Annotated in this window: 4 protein-coding genes and 1 pseudogene; all 5 read right to left on the bottom strand. The window is 51.0% G+C overall.

Annotation, left to right across the window (positions count from 1 at the left end):
- Positions 1-372 precede the first annotated feature (372 nt).
- On the bottom strand, positions 373-2,808 hold the full coding sequence (locus GAC_RS05925) for a hypothetical protein (RefSeq protein ID WP_241760114.1): 2,436 nt from the start codon (positions 2,806-2,808) through the stop codon (positions 373-375).
- The gene (locus GAC_RS05920; protein ID WP_241760113.1) at positions 2,733-4,985 is read right to left on the bottom strand and encodes a hypothetical protein; all 2,253 of its coding nucleotides are present in this window, start codon (positions 4,983-4,985) and stop codon (positions 2,733-2,735) included. Before GAC_RS05920 ends, GAC_RS05925 begins: the two co-directional genes overlap by 76 nt.
- 517 nt (positions 4,986-5,502) lie before the next feature.
- Positions 5,503-9,630, bottom strand: a complete 4,128-nt coding sequence (locus GAC_RS05710) for a hypothetical protein (RefSeq protein ID WP_012658876.1) — start codon at positions 9,628-9,630, stop codon at positions 5,503-5,505.
- 912 nt (positions 9,631-10,542) lie between these two features.
- Complete coding sequence (locus tag GAC_RS05915) at positions 10,543-14,061, bottom strand: hypothetical protein (protein WP_241760112.1); 3,519 nt, start codon at positions 14,059-14,061, stop codon at positions 10,543-10,545.
- A 2-nt stretch (positions 14,062-14,063) separates the two neighbouring features.
- Positions 14,064-18,276: pseudogene (locus GAC_RS05910) on the bottom strand (hypothetical protein); the annotation flags it as partial.

The following is an 18,276-nucleotide window of genomic DNA, read 5'->3' as shown; positions in this document are numbered from 1 at the left end:
AACTGTTTTTGAGTCGTACCCTAGATGTTCCCCCGGCACTATGTTGTGACACCTGCTGCTGTGTAACAGCGGGTGCCGCCCTCTTGTCTCTTTGTTGCTGACTCATTACCATATGCGCAACGAGGTGCCTGTGTACTCTACAGGAAGGCATATGGCGTTTTAAGGAAAAGCGCCTCACACGCCCGCCAGACAGCAGGCATGGTAAAACAACGTTAATGTATGGGGGACCGACAACCGTGAATTGCGGCACGCGCGGTTTCTTGGGTGGAGCAGCTTAGCCCTGTGCAACAGCCCGCGTTACAAGTGTGGCGCCACATGCATGCAAAGACGTATCCCGGCGGCGTACGTTCCCGCTCCGGGAGTGTTATGTTGTCACATTCTTGCGCGCCTACTCACGCCGCCGCTGCGTGCATGTAACTGGTCAGCAGCGGCACTATCTACAACTGTGGTTGGATTGCCACCACGATGACGGCCTGGCCTCGTGCTGGCGGTGCGCGATGTGCTGACACTGGAGACAGGTGCTGTTCTGCTACTGCTGGAATATGATACGGGTGTAGCATCGGGTGTGCGCCCCTCTGATTGATAGTACCCATCATCAACCGAGTTCACGCTGCTAAGGTCAACTTGCGGCCTTGCTGTCTGAGCTTTAGGATGGCTTTTGGCTCTGGAATCGCTCCCGTGTGCGCGTAGTTCGTCATATACATATAGCACATCTGTTGCGCTATTGCGTGTGGAAAAGCACCTAAATGTCCAAGAAAACATGGTTTTTATGCAGGTCCAAGCCAAGAGCAGGACCCGGACAACGGCGTTAAGGATTCTCGTGTACCACGCAACCCGACTTACCGGTTCGAATACGGTTGATGCGAAGCTGTCATCCATCCGTCGTGACCTGTAACTGGGCGTCTGCAGGTCATCATCTCTGCTATCATAGCTGCTATCATAGCCACCATGAGCCGCCGTTATGGCGCCATACAACGATTCCTGTGCGGTGGATCTCTCCCTCCTTTTGGCTCTTGTTGGTTTTCTGAGCGGGGCTGTCTCGCTTGCCTGAGCCCTACTTGGTCTACTTGGCCTACTCGCCACTTCCTGGTCGGATAGGCTACACTCGGTATCGGCCGCACTCAGACATGCTGCTATGTCTTGTGATAGGTCATTCACTGGCTCCACCGCGCCACGAGCGGCTTCCGCTTTGGATGCAGCGCTGTGCTTTGTGATGGTATGGCTTCCCAACTCCATTTCTTCGGGTTCCGCATCCCCACCTTTTGATGCGAGCACCTCATCTTGGTCTTCTTCTTCATCCACTGTCTGATCTTCGGATTCAGAAGAACCACCATCACGCGTCCCAGATAGCATTACTGCTGCGGGTTCTGGGCTAACAACGTGGGCCTCCTCATCCTCATCTTTTTGCTGTGGAGCTGTAGCTTGCAACTTCCGCACAAACTGCTCTTCTTTGTCATGCGGCTTCTGAACATGCCGCTCCTTCATGCTTGTGACCGCGATTATCGCCTGAAGTGGCAAGGCGAGCGCATCGCTCCGCAAAGACGCCTCTCCCAGCTTTCTGCCATCTTTTGTAGACATACTTACTGTTACTGACGGGTTACCCATTGCAAAAAAATTCTTTCCGTCTTTGGTGCCGCGGTATCGCAAGGTGTATGACATAGTGACCTTGATGTTCAAAGGCGCGTCAGTAACGACGCTTTTTGCGCTGAATGCCAGCTCATGAGTCATGCCAATCCCTCCGCCCAGCCGTGGGGGGAGACGGTCTTTGAACACCGAGGTACCAATATCCTCCCATTCAGACTCTCTGTCGTCTATTCTGGTTATGCCCAGTGCTGTACAGAAGAACTTAACAAATTTATCGTAGTTGGCGCGTGACAATGTGTTGGCGACTTCATCGTAGCATGCAGCAATGCTACCTTTGGGCTGCGTGAACCCCTGCCCACCTAATTCACAATCTTCAGATAGCACGTCATACGTGCGATCAGGGGCGGAAATGTACTCACTGCCCAAAAGCTTATCGATGCCGTGAAGCCCAACGAACTCCATGATGCACGTCCGCATTTTTTCGGAGACTGACTGCCCGGGACCACGCGACTCGCTGGAACCCTGTATAAGATATTTATATCCAGCGAAGTTATCTTGTGCTGACTGCATCACCGCCAGCGCCTTCACGGGTTCAGGCATGCGATTACTAGGTATCCTTACTATTCTGAATTCGTTATCCCGTTCCAACTGAAGGGAAGTGTACGGTTTCGCTGCCTTCAGATTTGTGTTGCTACACGATTTCACTGCAGCAACCGGATGTGTGATCCTCAGCTGCTTGAGCCCGTTGTCCATTTGCGCTACGCAAACATCGTAACAAACCACCAGGTGCAAGTTTTCTGTCTGCCACCACGCCATCGGAGCCACAAGAGCGTGCTGCACAACGCGAATCTTATCCTGCGGCTTTCCGTCTTCAGAGGTGGATTGATCAAATTGCAGAAATAACTTCTTGTCAACGATAGCAGCCTTACTCGGGAATCGCGTGTAATCTTGAAATTGGCTGAGCAAAAACTGCGTGAAACCCTCATGCGAAAAGTTGCCACATAGGTTAATTGTGGCCTCAAAAAGCGAAGTGTGAGTCTGGTGGCCAATTTCTTTTATCCATGTTTCCAGCAACTCCAGGAGTTCAAGCCTCTTCTGCGCGAGTTCGGATAGATTGTCGCTGTGACAAGGCGCGAACCTTACTGAGCTTACAGATGATGCACCTTGCGCTGCCCTGCCGCGGCGACTGCGCCCCACGACGTGTATCGCGTCCATATCATACAAGCGTAATAGTTTCCAACCGCACCCGAGGCCAATGTGCGTGTTTTGGGTATGATAGGCCCGGTGATGTCGTGCGCTACATGCACACTTTCCTCTTCGCTGTCATTGAATGCCGCGGCCCCATAGTATTTCGCCATCTGCTCAAAGACCACCTTGCCCTGGTCTACCACCTCGACCGCTTCCTTGCGCTTTCCGCCTACACCATCTCTGCTCTGGCTTGGGGAGAATAAAGCGCCATCCTTGGCAACATCAATTTTCCCAATAGCGTCTCTGAATTTGTCACACCGTATGCGTGTGTCCCCTTTCAGTGCGATGTCAAACACCTGAAAGCTGCCTGAATCAATGCTGCTGTTGCCTACTTGCAGGCACTCATCCAGATTGAACTGTGGGTTTACAAACCGCATGCCCAATTGCGCTTTTGTCCCCAACAACGCCACTTTTTCGCCTTTTTTTGTTACCCAGTCGTATCCATGTACAATGTATGATACAAAAGCGTGTACCTTCAGGCTCGTATTGTTAGGCCTACTGCCCTTTGGGTAGAGGATAAAGTGCTCTTCGACTCTGTGCTGGGATCCTGATTCCTGATGCTCCGTGTTGATACTACTCCCGGATACAAGCCCTCTATGGGAGACACAGTGCTTTTCTATCTCCATGGATATAGGGTCGACATTCTGACTGGCCTCGTTATACACGGCTTGACTGACGAGGAAGTTCAAAGTATCACGCTGCACGCCTTCACTGGTAATTATCGGCCTGTCTGGGTGTGCCACCCCATAGCGCTCGTAACTATCCTCCAATAGGTCTTCTGAGACGAAGCACCACTGGTCTTGGCTGCTTGCGCTGTACTGCGCCGCAGGTGTTTGCTTTGCTGCTAAGTTGGTGTAACCACAGCGTTGTGCCGTTGCAGCATCATCCCACGCGGCGTTTGTGCTGAGCTCCGCGCGCCTCTTAATGTTTATGCGCTCAAACGATGCGGTGTCCACTTCGTCCTTGGTGAGGAACAACGAATTTCCGCGTCCGTTATCTACTATCTTAACATGGAGCTTAAGATCCTCTATCCGGGTGGCGCTTTCGCAAGAATCTGGAATCTCATATTTATGCACAACGTCATAGCGGAGTACGGCGTGCATATATTTTCCGCTTTCAGACCCGATGACTGCACGCTTCTCCACGCTAGAGTGCTGCTCTCTATTCCTACTGGTGGGGAATGAGCGTTCATGGGCTATTTTGCTCTGTTTTAGAAATGTTGCGTGCTTGACTACATCAATGTCAGTCGGATTTACCTGCAGAGCTGGGCCAAGAAGACCCCGGAAAATACGTGGGGTATACTCCACACCAGCGGCGCCGTCAAAAAGCCTACCGAGGTAGTCATCGCTGCTCAAGAGCCTTGTCGGAGTTTCAGTAATGTCACGCCGTACACCCGGCGTACCGTCAGCTGCTGCTGGCGGCAGGTAGATCTTGTATTTCTTTGCTGCGGGCTTGTGGGTGCATTTGTAACCCTCTTGCCTCAGGTTTCGACACAAGTCATTGGTGATTTGGATGTTTGTATTCACCGCATCCATCACCACCGATTTGTCGCTCGATAACTGCTCGTCCCGGCTTAAGGTGCACGATGTGTGCATCGTAAATGTGCCCAGGCTCTCTCCTTTGGTGTTGACAACGTTAAACTGTACACGCTCTTCTACAAGGTACGCAGGCGTAATTTTCCCCTTGCGTTTTTCAAGCTGACCACGCACACCCGAATATTTGGGGATTGCCGAAATTGTGAAGTGCGAATACGGACAAACCTCGAATGTTGCGAACTGTATGCAGTCAGGATCAAAGCACTCAGCCAAAAACTTAGGTAAGTGTGTGCGCGCATCGGGCGTTGCCTCAACGAGTTTGATCACGGCCCGCCACGCCTCTTTAGGGATGCTGGAATACGGCGATCCTATGACATTCGCCACCTCTACGAATTTGTCCGCAAGTAGGTCGTCACTCGCTGCCTCTGGACCGTCAAAGTCTATAGAAGTTAGAACCTGCTTGCTATTCAGCCGCTGCGCAAGCTCGTACATGTATTGAAGTAGTGCGAGAGCGGGTTCGAATTTTCTGTTTTCGCTTTCCCCTCTGTATAAGCACCCCGGGTCCGTCATGAGCGACTTACCCAAGTCGCTGGGTGCTTTCAGCAGTTTTGGACCCATTGGAACCTCAGTTTACGGCAGCCACCGACCTATGATCGTGCACCAAAACAGCGCCAGAGCCCAAAAAGGGTGCCGAGACCGTGCAACACGCACCGCCCACCACTGGCAAGCCACTGAAACTGGGGGTGCACAACCCCGCGCCGGTATTGTACCATTTATGTACCAGTTGTGCAACACCGCACACATTCCGCTGTATTGTCTGTTCCCGATAGTCTTTGAGATCGTCACCACGGTGCATGTATCATTTGCAAATTGATAACAACACTTTACAGTTTACGTGATGCGTGCTTCGGGAGCGACATATGCCGATGTAGGCATTATTTTTTGATGTAAGCATCTTATTGATGATTTTTTGTTCATTATTGGCGAACGAGGCCGCGCGGTAGTAGGGCACAACACCCATGATAGAACCCGCAAGAGTGCCCTACAGGTGCGTGCTACCTGCAGCCGAGCATACGGCACTCCCGTGGACTGAAGCTTGCGTAAATGGTTACGTGCTCCAGACTGCTACCAAACTCTAGGCTCCGCTCATCATGGCGGCGGCACTGTAGTTGGATGTCACTACGCTAGCCACCTCACTGTCGTCCAGCACGCTTCCGGGCGCGCATTTCTGTGCACCTACCCTTTCAGATGAAACCGCCGCTAATGAGGCGCCAATATCTTGCTGCGTGCGGGCATCTTCCCGCGTCTCAATGTCATCATCAATGGGGCTATTGAACAGATGTGTGTACTCATCGCTCCCCAACTCTTCCACGCCGCTTCCGTGCATACGTGGCTGCTGTTTGGTGCGTTTTAGTGCGGCGAAATCGCGCAGGTTTACTGTGCTAGTGTTGTCTGCCGTTTCGGGAGCGCAGCAGCAACAGCGTAAGATAAGGCTATAGCACCACAACGCCGCTGCAACGATACACGCCCACAGTTTTAGAAGCAGTCCCACAAACCACCAAAACCACACCACAATGAAACACCGCTCCTTTTTTTCGTGATCGTCCGGTGAACTTTCCACGACAAACACGGTATTCTCAACCCACTTACTCGCTTTTCTTTTGGCTGTAGCTCTCTCTTTTGATGTTGCTGTAGCCCTTTCCTTCAACGTTTCTGTAGCCTTCTCCTCTTCCAACGGTGTTTTGACCTTCTGCTCTTCCAACGTTGCCGTAACCTCCTTCTCTTCCAACGTTGTTGTAATCCCTTCTTCTCGCGACCCTGTTGTAGCTCTTTCCTGCAACGTTTCCGTAGCCGTTTCCTCCTTCAACGCTGTTTTGACCTTCTTCTCTTCCGACGCTTTGGGGGCTGACGGGTGTTTTTTGTGCGGATGTGCCGTTGCGTACTCAGTTTTTGCATTTTGGTACGGAGCAAGTACCGATTTAGACCTCGTATCGGGGATTGAAAATATGGCAGCCTGGGCCGCTCCGCCTCGCTTTTTGATAGTTAGCTTGGCATTGGTGATCACGTAAACAATATAAGTGTTTCCGCTGCCATCATCCCGGTTACGGCGCTGTTTGGATATTGCATACTCCACAGATATGCTGAGCACGTCACTATCCACACTGACATCTGCGGCTTTGGTCACCTTATATGATTTGTGCGAATCCCCAAGTTTTGTAACATTGCTGCTTATGTTATAGATGGTGGGGGGTGTTGCATCTCCCCGATCGAGGCATATTTGCGCCATGCGCGATATTACATGTGAGGTATAGTTTTTTGCATCAACATCTTTCGGGAATAGTACTGCGCGCAGCGACTCTCTATTGTTGAGGGCGCGTCTAATTTTGTCCGCATTACGAAACTTACCGCTTGTCAGCCACAGACTGGAATCCTCCTCACTTTCGGTACTGGAGGAGCAGGCCGCATCCCTGTTTACCTCACGAGACTCATCACTACGTAGTGGCTGCACAGGTGGCTGCACAGCATCCTTCTTGCTTTCGGTGTCGGAACGGGTTTTATACTCATTTGCCCTATGTTCGAATGAGACAGCAGAGATGTCGCTGTTGTCCTTCTGCTCTGACGTGCCACCTGTCGACGAATCTGGGGTGCTATCGGCAGACTTGGAGGCTGTTGTGGACGCTGTTATGGCGGTTCGTGCGGTGGATGCATTGCTTATGATACCCCGCGAAGACCAGACCGTGACCGGGAATTCCATCATGTTGCAACTACTGGCACCTGACTGGCCCTGCGCACATCCTACTTTCAGGTTGCATATTACATACTCTGTATCTTTGCCATGCTCAAGATTTTTGGAGTAAAACTCGGTTTCAACGAGCAGTACATCATATTCGACGTGCACAAATATATCTTCAGCAGTGCTTGATGTTGGCGATATCTTATAGATCCGCTTCACTCTTGTGCCCGCTATTACACCTACAACCTCGTTCCCTCTGATTGGGTAGCTTGCACTACTTTGCTCCGTAACGTCTTTTATTGTGATTCCAAAATGCTTGGCAACGGCCCGAACAAGCCCGCTTATCTCGAGAGCGTTGTCTGCGCCTCGACGAGATAACGGTGGCACGAGAGAGCGCAGAGTGCTGTTGCTTATCTGGCTCAGCTGCAGCACGGAGCCACTACTATTTTTCGAGAAAAATTGTGATATTCTCTCCTTAGCTGCGTTTGTGGTGCACTGAAACTTGCTGCTGCCACCTGGCGACGACGGTTTTAGGAACATGCCTTCATACAGCCCGCGCTGGCCTATGAAAGCACTGACTGCCAAAGAAGGTGCGCATTTCGCGGCAAGAAGTTGTGACAAGTCACTCACCACGGAATCTTTGCACCATGGGTATGAGAGAACTTTGGGCGAAGCATGACCTTCTGTAAGGATAGGGGCCGCAGTAGCGCAGATGTTTTCGATTGCTAGCTCTGCGCGCCCGTCTTCGCGCGTATTCAAAGATAGTTTATAGCCCACGTTCACAGACGTTTTAAAAGCTTGATCACCAATTTTGTACTCCAGCTGCAGGTTTCTAGTGATCGTGACTTTACTATGCGTTGCTGGGTCACTACACAGTTTCAGTTTCTGTGTAATTGTTGGCTGGATTCTGCTCAGCTCTTTATCACTGTGAACCACGGTGAATCCGTTAGAGGTTGTATCGCATGTGTTTATTATTGCGCGCAGCAGCAGGTCAGCCATACCTGGGTGCCATTTTAATGCCAGTCTGAGCGCACTTAATGCACTGTCGACGTTATCAGAGGAGTCGCTTCTTTCAGCTGCAGTAAGTACCTCTCCGTTTACCTCTACATCTCCGTTGCGCAACAATGCAGCAAAGCTGTCGTCAGCGCGCTTTAAGCTTTCCTCACCGGCACAGGTAATTCTCACGAGGCTTTCGATGAGCGCTGCGTTCATATCCGCACTCACCGCGTGCTGTTCTGTCACGCGTTTTAGGTATTCAACATGGTTCGAGGCACTGCTGATAGTTGGCCGCAGGTCCCGCTCGTAGTCGTTCACGACGATAATGGGAAGCGCGATGGGATTAGCTTGAATATCGGCCTCATCGTCTCCGGAGGGGGAATGTGTCCCGGTATCTGTGCCCCGTTCTCCGGCACCATTTTGCTCTGATGCCTCATGTGACCTCGGTGCAGCGCTGCCATGTATAGCGAACTGCTGCTTCACCGCACTGGTTTCTGCGCTACACGAGGCAGCTAGAAAAGGACTCAGTGTAAATGTTTGAGCATGCACAAGGCGTACTGCCAGCGTGGGTGCAGATTTAGGGTCTTGTACATTACTAGCTGAATGTCTCTTCGGTGCGGGGTATGACACGAAGGCGTGGACGTTATACGGCGCGTTGTCCACTCTGAACACGTAATGTCGCTCCAGGGCGTCATGACCACTACCACTGGTTTTTATGGTTCCTCTGTGCAAGATGCTATGCTCTGCCAGGCGCGTCAGGGCAGGGTGCTTATCAGGGGCGTCTGCGTAGTATAGAGTTTCGGCTACAGCCTTCATCACGGCATCGTACCCATCGCTTGTTATGCCACCGTATTGCGCGTCTTTGTGCAAGAGCGTCGTGTTCTGGTACACATACGCATCGGTTAGCAGCGTTCCATATACATCTGCGGTAAGGTCGACCATGCCGAGTGTTATGATGTCGGACTGTGAACCAGGCTCGAATGCTGTGTTAGGTGCTATTATGGCGTCGTGCACATGAATATCACTGCTTCCACTGTCACTAGGTGTGGATTCTGATGCGTTTGCTGCGCCCTCTGGCTTCCACATCGTGTCGAGCACAAGGCGCCCGCTGGGTGCCACAATGTTTTTGTTGGAGAGGGCGTTCCTGACCCCGAGCTGCACGTCATACGCCTTATGCTCGGTACTTTGCCCGCTGCGGGGGGGAATTAGTTTATATGCGAGGTGGACGTAAAAGCACTTGTCGGGTGTGCTACCATCGCTAGACGTTACGCGTGCTACATAGCGCTTGTCGATCCTCAGGCCACCATGTGACCCTGTGAAACTACGGGTGGAAACGTGTGCTAAAACCTGTGCACTCTGCTGCCCATTACTGCACAGCACCTTCTGCACGATATCTTGTACCTTGCCGCTTGCAAAAGTGTTTTTCAGCTGTTCGGTTTCGTTGTCTGCACTGTGCGTACTGCCACTTACGGATGTTGTGCCACCTGCTACGCCACCCTGGACAGCTACCGCGTTTATGTCACTACTGCTCATGTCTAAGGTCCCCCCCCCCTCCTTTCTCTATCCAGTATGCGGCGATAAAGGGTATGCATGCGCGCGGTAGAACCGCGTTGGCGACGGTAACGTGCGCCGAACAGCCAAATCAACAACATATTGTTGACTGTGTGAGACAAAGCTACGTTCCCTTTCAGCGGTGACGAAAACCAGGAGGTCGCTGCCGCAACGGTGCTCCGCACCTCCTTGATGAAAAACCACCAGGCCAGGACCTAGACCGCGCTTCCACCTCTTCTATCCGTGGTCACCACGCACGCCAACATTTTATTTGGTTATTTGCCAGCACTCACGGCCGCAGGCCAAGAAACTCCTCCACCCAGCAAGAGTACCCAAGTATGCCAAAACCCAACAGCGTCCAGTGAACAAGAACACACCTGCACCTTCTGCTGTCTCGCCTTAACTACCCACGACGCGCCCGCAACTTCAGCGGTAGCCGGGCAACCCATGACGAACATGAGCAAAACCCAGCGCGCACAACAGGCGCGTGTATTGTAGGCGATACCGGTAAGTAAGTCAATAGTTTTTTGCGCTTTAAGCACGAGTAATTGAGCCGTCATTTCTCGTAATACTGTACGATGCCGCTTATGTAGCCCAGAAAATTTATGCTATTTATAGCAATGCACTATTGCAGATGGGCAAAACTAGAGGGAATTTGGTTGCGGTGAAGTTCCTGTAGTGATGATGCCGCATATGGTGCGCTTTGAGCGTGTAAACGCCAAGGTTGCAGATGCCCAAACTCTGTGCCGGAGAAATCAGAAATACGCCCCCGTGAGCTCACTGTTTTCACAAATACGTAAGGCGGTTTTTTGTACAGTCTCTGCACAATTGCAACGCGTCTTGTATGCCCTTTGCAGCTTTTGCATTTAGCAGCGCTCCCGCACTACGCTCAAACTACCTGCGACCTCTCCTGGCAGCTGTTGCGCGCTCACCTGCTGGGTGGACTGTGCTGTCGCTTATCACTTCGGAAGGGGGGCGCTTGGGACTATGGCGAGGAAGGCGTTCAAAGTCATCATACTCATCGTGGTATATGTCATCGACCTCTGCCTGTGCGTTATGGCGTACATCGCCATTTGTGTGGGACAAATGTGCCCCGTGTGAGTCACCAGGCTTGTTCTCGATGAACTTGCCGATGTCCATTCCGTATTTTGCAAAATCGTCATGTACGGTGCTTCGCACTCCGAAGAGATTCTTGAAGAATTTGAATATCTTCCCAAAGAATTTACAAACACAACCCAGTATTTTGCTGAACCAGCCGACCTTTTCTGTACTTACTGGTACGGTGTGCAGCGCATTTTCCTCTGTGAATTCGGGTATGGGCTGTCGTTTTTGTTGAGCGCGCCTTTTCTCTTGCTTGTCCGCACCTTTGTTCTTTTGTGCGCCACCGCCGGCCGTTAACGTGCCAGCACGGAATGCGCTTTTTTGTTTTGCTTCATACTCTGCTAGAGCGGTGCGCCATGGCGTGTTAACCGCAGAGACTACATCATCTATTGGCAGGACGGTTGCGCCTGAATTCTCGGTGCGCCCCAGGTGGATGGCAGCGTTTTTTATTACGTAATTGGTTGAATATACAGAAGCTTCTTTCGCAACTTGGTATCGTACGGAAATGTAAAGTGTTCCGTGGATCCCGGCATCTACTGTAGCGCTCTTTACGACATCGAACTCCTGCTGTAGATCTGAGAAGTCTACTTCGCTTTTTATGTTACCCACGACTTGCACATTTTCAGCCGCTTCAGGCCCACCAAGAGGAGTAACGCTTGCCTCTGCTATGCGCATGAAGAGGTTTGTTTCAAAGCTAATATCGTCATCTGTGGGGTAGAAAATTTCTTGGCACAACAGGTTATCCCTATCCCTAAGCGCGTTCCTTACCTCATCAACGAAGTTAAACCTTCCGTTGTCAGCGAATAATTGCGTTTTCTTGATGACAGTGCCACGCGCTGACTGGCGGGTCTGGTGCCACACCTCGGATTCGTCATATACACCGGCTGCGCCACCTTGTGCTCCTCCACTTCGGATATGGTGCGCTGGCTTAGCAATATGCGCCGCCCTGTTTTCTGTCTCGTCATCTTCTAGCAGATCATAATCCTCTTCCTCGTAGTCTTCCTTGTAGTCTTCGGAATTCAAGTCCTCGTCGTCACTACCATAGGTATCAAACTTTGCTGCCTTGCTGTGTGCATTCCGTGCCGCCATGCCTGCTTCGCGCCGCTGTTCCATTGCCTGCAGTACGCGTGTTGCGCTCCACCGCCCTGATTTTGGTGCTGTGATATCTGTGATATCATATTCTTCTGCATCACTGTCGATGGTATCGTCCTGCCCCACCTGAGTGCTGCTGGTTTTATGTGTAGGTGTTACCCCTGCATCCTGCGCTGTTTTCATCGATGACGACACCTTGCCGGCAGTTTTGCTCCATTCTTCCTCATCTGCATCGGTTTGGGCAACGGGGGAAACGCTGTCTTTATCCTGCGATGCTTCAGGATGCTGTGCCCTGGTTGTGTGCTGATTTATGCTATCCAATTTAGATTGTGTTGCAGCGATACTGCCGCGCCTACCAGGGCCGATTCCTGACTGTGTTCCTACCGAAGTACGTCCACGCAATTCCTCAACGACGCCCTGCAGCACGTCGCCGGTAATGGGAACAACTACGCTCTCCGCGTCTTCAAACCTGATGTTTTGTACATCGTCTTCTGTTGCTACTGCCAACTCTATATTCGAGATTACGGCATAGGCGCCACCATCATCTATTTTGGTAGATATGATGTAAGACAAGACAGCGTGCACATTGCCCATATTTTGGGCATTTCTGGCTGCTGCGCGTCTAACAGCACTACCATGGCGTGTGCTGCTGCGCCAATACTTTGCTGTAGCAACATGTTCTTCTCGAACCAAAATTGCCACAGAGCCATCGCTATTAGTTATCTCTTCTGCGGTCACTATTGGTTTGCCATTCGGCGAGTCAACCAATACAACATCTGGTGTGCCTATGGTCTTTTGCAGTGCATCTAGCAGGCATCCGTTAGTAACATTCGGTACCGCACCCAATACCCCGTGTAGGAGCGAGAATTGCGCATCCTGCCCCGAAAACGTCTGGGGATCAAATATGGTGGTGCGGTCCATGACGCTGCGTGCATGCCTAGCGTGCCACTCATTACCCAGAACCAATTTGGACAAGTCGGATTTGGCGCATATTGCATCACAGTTTTGGTCTGGGCTAAGGATGATCGTACTAGGTGGTGCACTTACGCTGCCAGCCTGAGTTGCTGTGGATTTTGCGTAAGATTGTGCGCCGCCTTGCTGCACCGCTTGCAATAGTTTTTGCGCTGACTGTTCCCTAAGCTTTGTTGCAGCATCTTGTTCAGCGCTCAATGCTGGCACAACGTACTTCGTGAATTGAGGCGGATGTTGCCGTGACACACGTTCTTTGGTGTTTATTTCATACGTTAACTCCGCCTCAGATGGGCTTCTTCCGTCACTTCCTAGTGATTTAACCAAAACTTTCAAATCAGATAATTCGTACTCCCCATCGGTGTCCGTGCTGCGTATGTTGTAGCTTACCTTTACCGCCAGAACGTCTAGCACTTCTTTTGTTTGCGTGTCCTTGACCTGGATGTTGTGTACTTCTTGCACGTTTTGGACGCCATTCTCAACCGGAGGTTTTATTATTTTGGGGCCGTCTGTGGCATGCGTGCTAAGACTACCACCATTGTACATGCACGCTTTGGCGAACTCTAGCAAGCCCTCACGCTGTCTTGTAGGCTTTAGCAGGTATTTCTTCAGGAAATCTTCTATGCTCTCACTGCCGGCGCTTTCTTCAGTGTTTTCGGGCCTGTGTCCACCATAAATCAAGCTCCAAGGAGTTTTGGCTGCAGAACGCATTACCTGATCTGCCGCACTCTTTAGCTGAAAGGCGGGTGTAGCGGGCGCTTTGGGCTGTGAAGCGGGTTGTTGAGTGCCGGCTTGTCGCGATTGCGCAGTTGTGGTACCTACACCCGCTGCCACACTTTCTTCGGGGCTGCTGGGTCGCGATATTTCCTCCAGGTAATTAGCTATATTCTTATCTTGTTCAGGGTCACTGCTCATACGTGCGGGAGCCAACGCGCTAGCCGTAGCAGCAATCCGCTGTTCCGAGCTTGCAAATGTTGTAGCAGGCTTTTGTGCTGCATCAGACGACGTAAGCGGCCTCTGCGGGGCTTTGGTGACGTCGGGCACCGGTAGGGAAACCTCAGAGGTTCTGGTGCTTTTGTACAGCAGTGTGGTGCTTGAGCCTGGAGATTTTATATTGACCGTCAGATTGCTGATTTTATATTTATCCTGCTGGATAGTGGGCGTTACTTCATACCGTATCTCTGCTGTTAGGGTGCCCACCCTCTCATCTTCGTTATTTTTGACGATGAAGTTATGATGCTCGGTGACCACTACTAATGCGGTTTTTTGTCAGGGTCACTTTTGAGGCTCTTAGCGGATGTGTGTGCTTGTATACGCTCCCCTGCGACAACTTTGAGATCAGCGTTTGGATCGAAGCAGATGCTTGTCTTTATGAAATTCAGCAGGCCATCACGCTTGCTGGGTTCCTGATATAGGAATTTCGCGCAGAAGTCCTGCATGTCGCCGGATTTCGCACTCTTGCTATTGTGCCCATGATGCTGTCCGGCATAAATCAAACTCCAAGGATGCGGGACCGCATCTCGCATTGTCTGGTCTGGTGCGGTTTTGAGCGTGAAAACGGCGTTACCAACCGGTTCTGTGGGTGCAGGGTGTTGTTCACCATGTTGTGCGCCACTTGATGATGCTTGCATCGAACTACCCGCCGTATCCTGATCTGCTACCGCGGTACTGCCTGCGCCAGCTGATGGTTTAGCGTGTGTTGCGTCGTGCGACGGCTTCTTTTGCCCCGGTGTAGCGCCACTGTTGCTGCGTGCATCCACCAAGCTTATCCTCGATTCTTGTTCTTCATTTGGGTCATGGCCTCTGAATTTATCAGCCACCGCTCGCAGTAATTTATTGGGAAGCTTAACTGTTTCTATGCCGGAAAAGCTTATTTCTTTCTTTGCATGTCCAGTGGCTACGTTAAGCTTTACATCTGATATGATGATGTTCTGTGCGTCTTTGTCGACAGAGATCGTGTAATGTAGCGTAGCATCCACATAGCTTGGCGTTTGGTGCGCCTGTCCTATAGTCGTACTGCGTTCCGCCCCTACACTATGTTTTGCTTCAACTCGAATCGCTGCACCACCGCCACTGTCTGTTATATTACTCTTGTTTATCTGCATTGATCTGGCGGTTAATGTTACACTTGGTGTGTTTATGCACCTTTTCAGTGCATCCAGTAATAATGCGTGCGTACTACTCGGTGTTGTGTCTAGCACCGTTGATAAGAGAGTGAGCTGCTCATCTATACTCAGGTGCTCAAGGTTAGGGGTTGTACCGGAATCATCCATATGATTGGTGCGCCAGTCTCTCCCAAGAACCAATGCGGCCAACCCCTGATCCTCTACTAGCTGCTGGCAGGCCTTAGGGTCCGCTAGAGCTAAGCCTGTTTTTAACTCCGTCGGTAGACCATTGTGCAGTGTTGCAGCCCCTGCAGACGCGCTGGTAGCACCCTTACGCTTATCTTGTCCCGTGACGAGGCTCCCCTCATCAAGCTCATCTTCTTCAAGTTCAGTCTCCTCTTCGGGATCATCTGCTTCCGCAACAGCGCTCTTCTTAGCAACTCCTTTAGACTTGGCGCCCTTCCCGGATTTGGCACCTTGTTTTACGTTCCTCGCAGGTTTGGTATCCTCCTTGAGCTCATCTTCTTCAAGTTCAGTCTCCTCTTCGGGATCATCTTCTTCCGCAACAGCGCTCTTCTTAGCAACTCCTTTAGACTTGGCGCCCTTCTGCGATTCATCGGCAATTGTGACTATTTCTTTGCCACCAAAGTTTATGTTTTGCTCGATGCCTTCGTCTTCAACGACTAGATGCAGCTTCACATCTGATATGAAGAAAACATTCTGTGCGGCGCTGTCAGCGGAGATCACGTAAGACAGCGTAGCACTTACATCACCTAGCTCTACTGTCTCAACATCTGCGATACTTCTCGCTTTGACATTATGTTTTTCTTCAACTTTAATCGCTGTAGCACCACCACTGTCTACTATATTCCGCTTTTTTACTGTCACTGACTGGGCGTCTAATTCTACATGCGGTGTAGCTATGCACGCTGCCAGTGCGGTTAGTAAAAGTTTGTGAGCATTGCCGCCCGGTTTCGTGGTCAGTACCTGCGTCAGGAAGGCTAGTTGCTCACTTGTATTCCATGACGCAGATGCTCTGGGGGTTGTCGCATCATCCACGTGCTCTCTGACCCAGTCTTGGCCCATAACAAATTCGCACAACCCGCGGTCATCGACCAGCTTCTGACAATCCTTGGGGCTGGCTAGGAATATGTTGTATGAGGCACCTTCATTAGCTGTCCCGCGGGCCTCAGCAAGCCCGTTACGAAGTGTTGCACTGCCATATTCGTCTTCTTCTGTCTCAAGATGCTGTGTTTTTGCAGTGCTATTCCCGGCTGTAGGTTTCTTGTGTGCCAACTTTGGGACGCGCTCGCAAGCCTTTATGCTGTGCCTTAGCTCTTGCGTGGATGGACTGCTGCCACTCCCTATTGACTTGACCGCGACTTGCATATCGGACAGCGTATACACTTTCGCTACCTGGGTTTTGTTGACCTTGTAAGCTACCTGTACCAATAGGACCAAAACTTTGCCGTCTCTGGAAACTCGGATGAAATGTTTTTCTGTAACCGTCACAGGGCTGACCGGTTGCCCATCTCCATCTTTCTCAACATCCACTCTTATTTCTGGAGTGTTAGTTTCCATATACAGATTGCTACCGTCCTGCACACACGCCCTTACGAACTCTAGCAAGCCTGCACGGCATTTTGTAGGCTTGAGCAGGTAGTTCTTCGTGAACGTTTCGACGTTGTCACAAGATGCAGCTTGTACAGTTTGTTCGTGCTTATCCCCGCCGCAGATCAAGTCCCAAGGGGTCTTGGCTGCATTACGCATTGCCTGATCTGGTGCATCCTTGAGTGTTATATCGGGTGCTGTGCTACCCAAGCCAGTTCCGCCTGCAGCGGATGATACACCAGCCGACTGTCCCCCTACTCCCTGCTGCAGAGCTGTCGCTGCTTTCGTTCGAAGGTATGCACTTGATTGTTGCATGTCATCTCCCTCTAGTGTTTCGTCGTGGCGGTATCTTGCATTGAAGTTCACCACCAGTGGGCTTTGTTGCGGCCTGTTTCCATTTTGGCCCATGGATTTAATCTCAGCGCGCATGTTTTTAAATAGATAATTCGGGCTATGGTGGCTGATTTCGTAAGATAACTTTACTTCCAACACATCTTGCACGGATATTCCGTTCGGGTGCCCGACAAGCAAATCACTGAGAATGCGTCCTGATTTACCGCTTATATCCACCACATCAACCAAGTGCGTTTCTTCAACCTTCACCATGGGAAAAGTGACACCCTCTGTTACGTACGTTAGTGTCGCTTTTAGTGATGGTTCGTTGGAAGAGTGGGCCAAAACCCTAATGGAGGGGTTTTTGGTATCAATGCATTTTTCCAGGAATTGCAGTAAGCCAGGGCGTATACTCGTAGGCTGGACTACATTGCGCGCGAATTCCACCATCTGTTCGTCACGCTGGATGGTGCTAATACCCCTACCAATATTGTCAAACAACAACAGCTTGCTGTGTGCCCCAGGTTGAGTGTTTGGTGTACCGTAAGGCGCTCCTGTTTTAATTAGGTCCCACGGGGTCTTGGCTATATTACGCATTGCTGTATCTGCGCTGTGCTTGAGACTTACTCTACTTGTGGGCAGTATTCCTTTCTTGTCTTTTGGTAGGACAACATCCTGCACGTAAGGTACGTGAAATTTTTCATCACCCAGTTTTGTATGCCCATGCAGCGCTCTGGGGTCAAGGGGCAGAGTGTGTGCGTACGTAGAATTGTGAGTAAGCTGATTCTTGATTGCGCGCCCGGCCAAGCTTATGGGTTTGACTGTCACTCTTAAGTCGCCAAGGCTGCACTCTTCAGAGTTGTCTGTGGTACAAAGTGTGAATTGCACAATTGCTTCCAACGCGCCGATGCACTCTACTGTGCCTGTTATTCCGCTGCGTTTCATAACCTTCACACAATGCACTTCTGCCACCCGCACTGCAGAAACAGAGGGATCGCCCACAATGATGGGGTGTACTACCGTGACAGGGTTTTTTGTGATTCCAGTTGCAGATATTTTGATATTGGTGCTTTGTCCGCACGAGTCGACAAGACTCCGTAGGTTACTATTCTCTGCGGTGTGGCTACGCGCGTATCTGAGAGGTGTGGAATCGGTGCTTCGTATGCACGATTCGAGAAAATTCAACAGGCAACCACGCTCTGTGGTGGGTTTAAGCGTGTGTTTGAGAACATTGACCAATTTTGGGTCACATTGCATTCCTCCCAGCAGCGCTACGCAGTGCAGCTGCATTTTATTGCTGGGTTCTATTTGCGCCTCTATAATCTGGGCTTCGCCTTCTTCGGCAAAGTCATATGCAACATCAGTGCGAATCAGATCCCACGGAGTTTTACCGCGGTCACACGTAACTGCATCGGCC

Source organism: Anaplasma marginale str. Florida, assembly GCF_000215485.1.
GTDB classification, from domain to species: Bacteria; Pseudomonadota; Alphaproteobacteria; order Rickettsiales; family Anaplasmataceae; genus Anaplasma; species Anaplasma marginale.
Note: the sequence above shows the minus strand (reverse complement) of the source record. Positions and strands in the feature narration are given on the sequence as shown.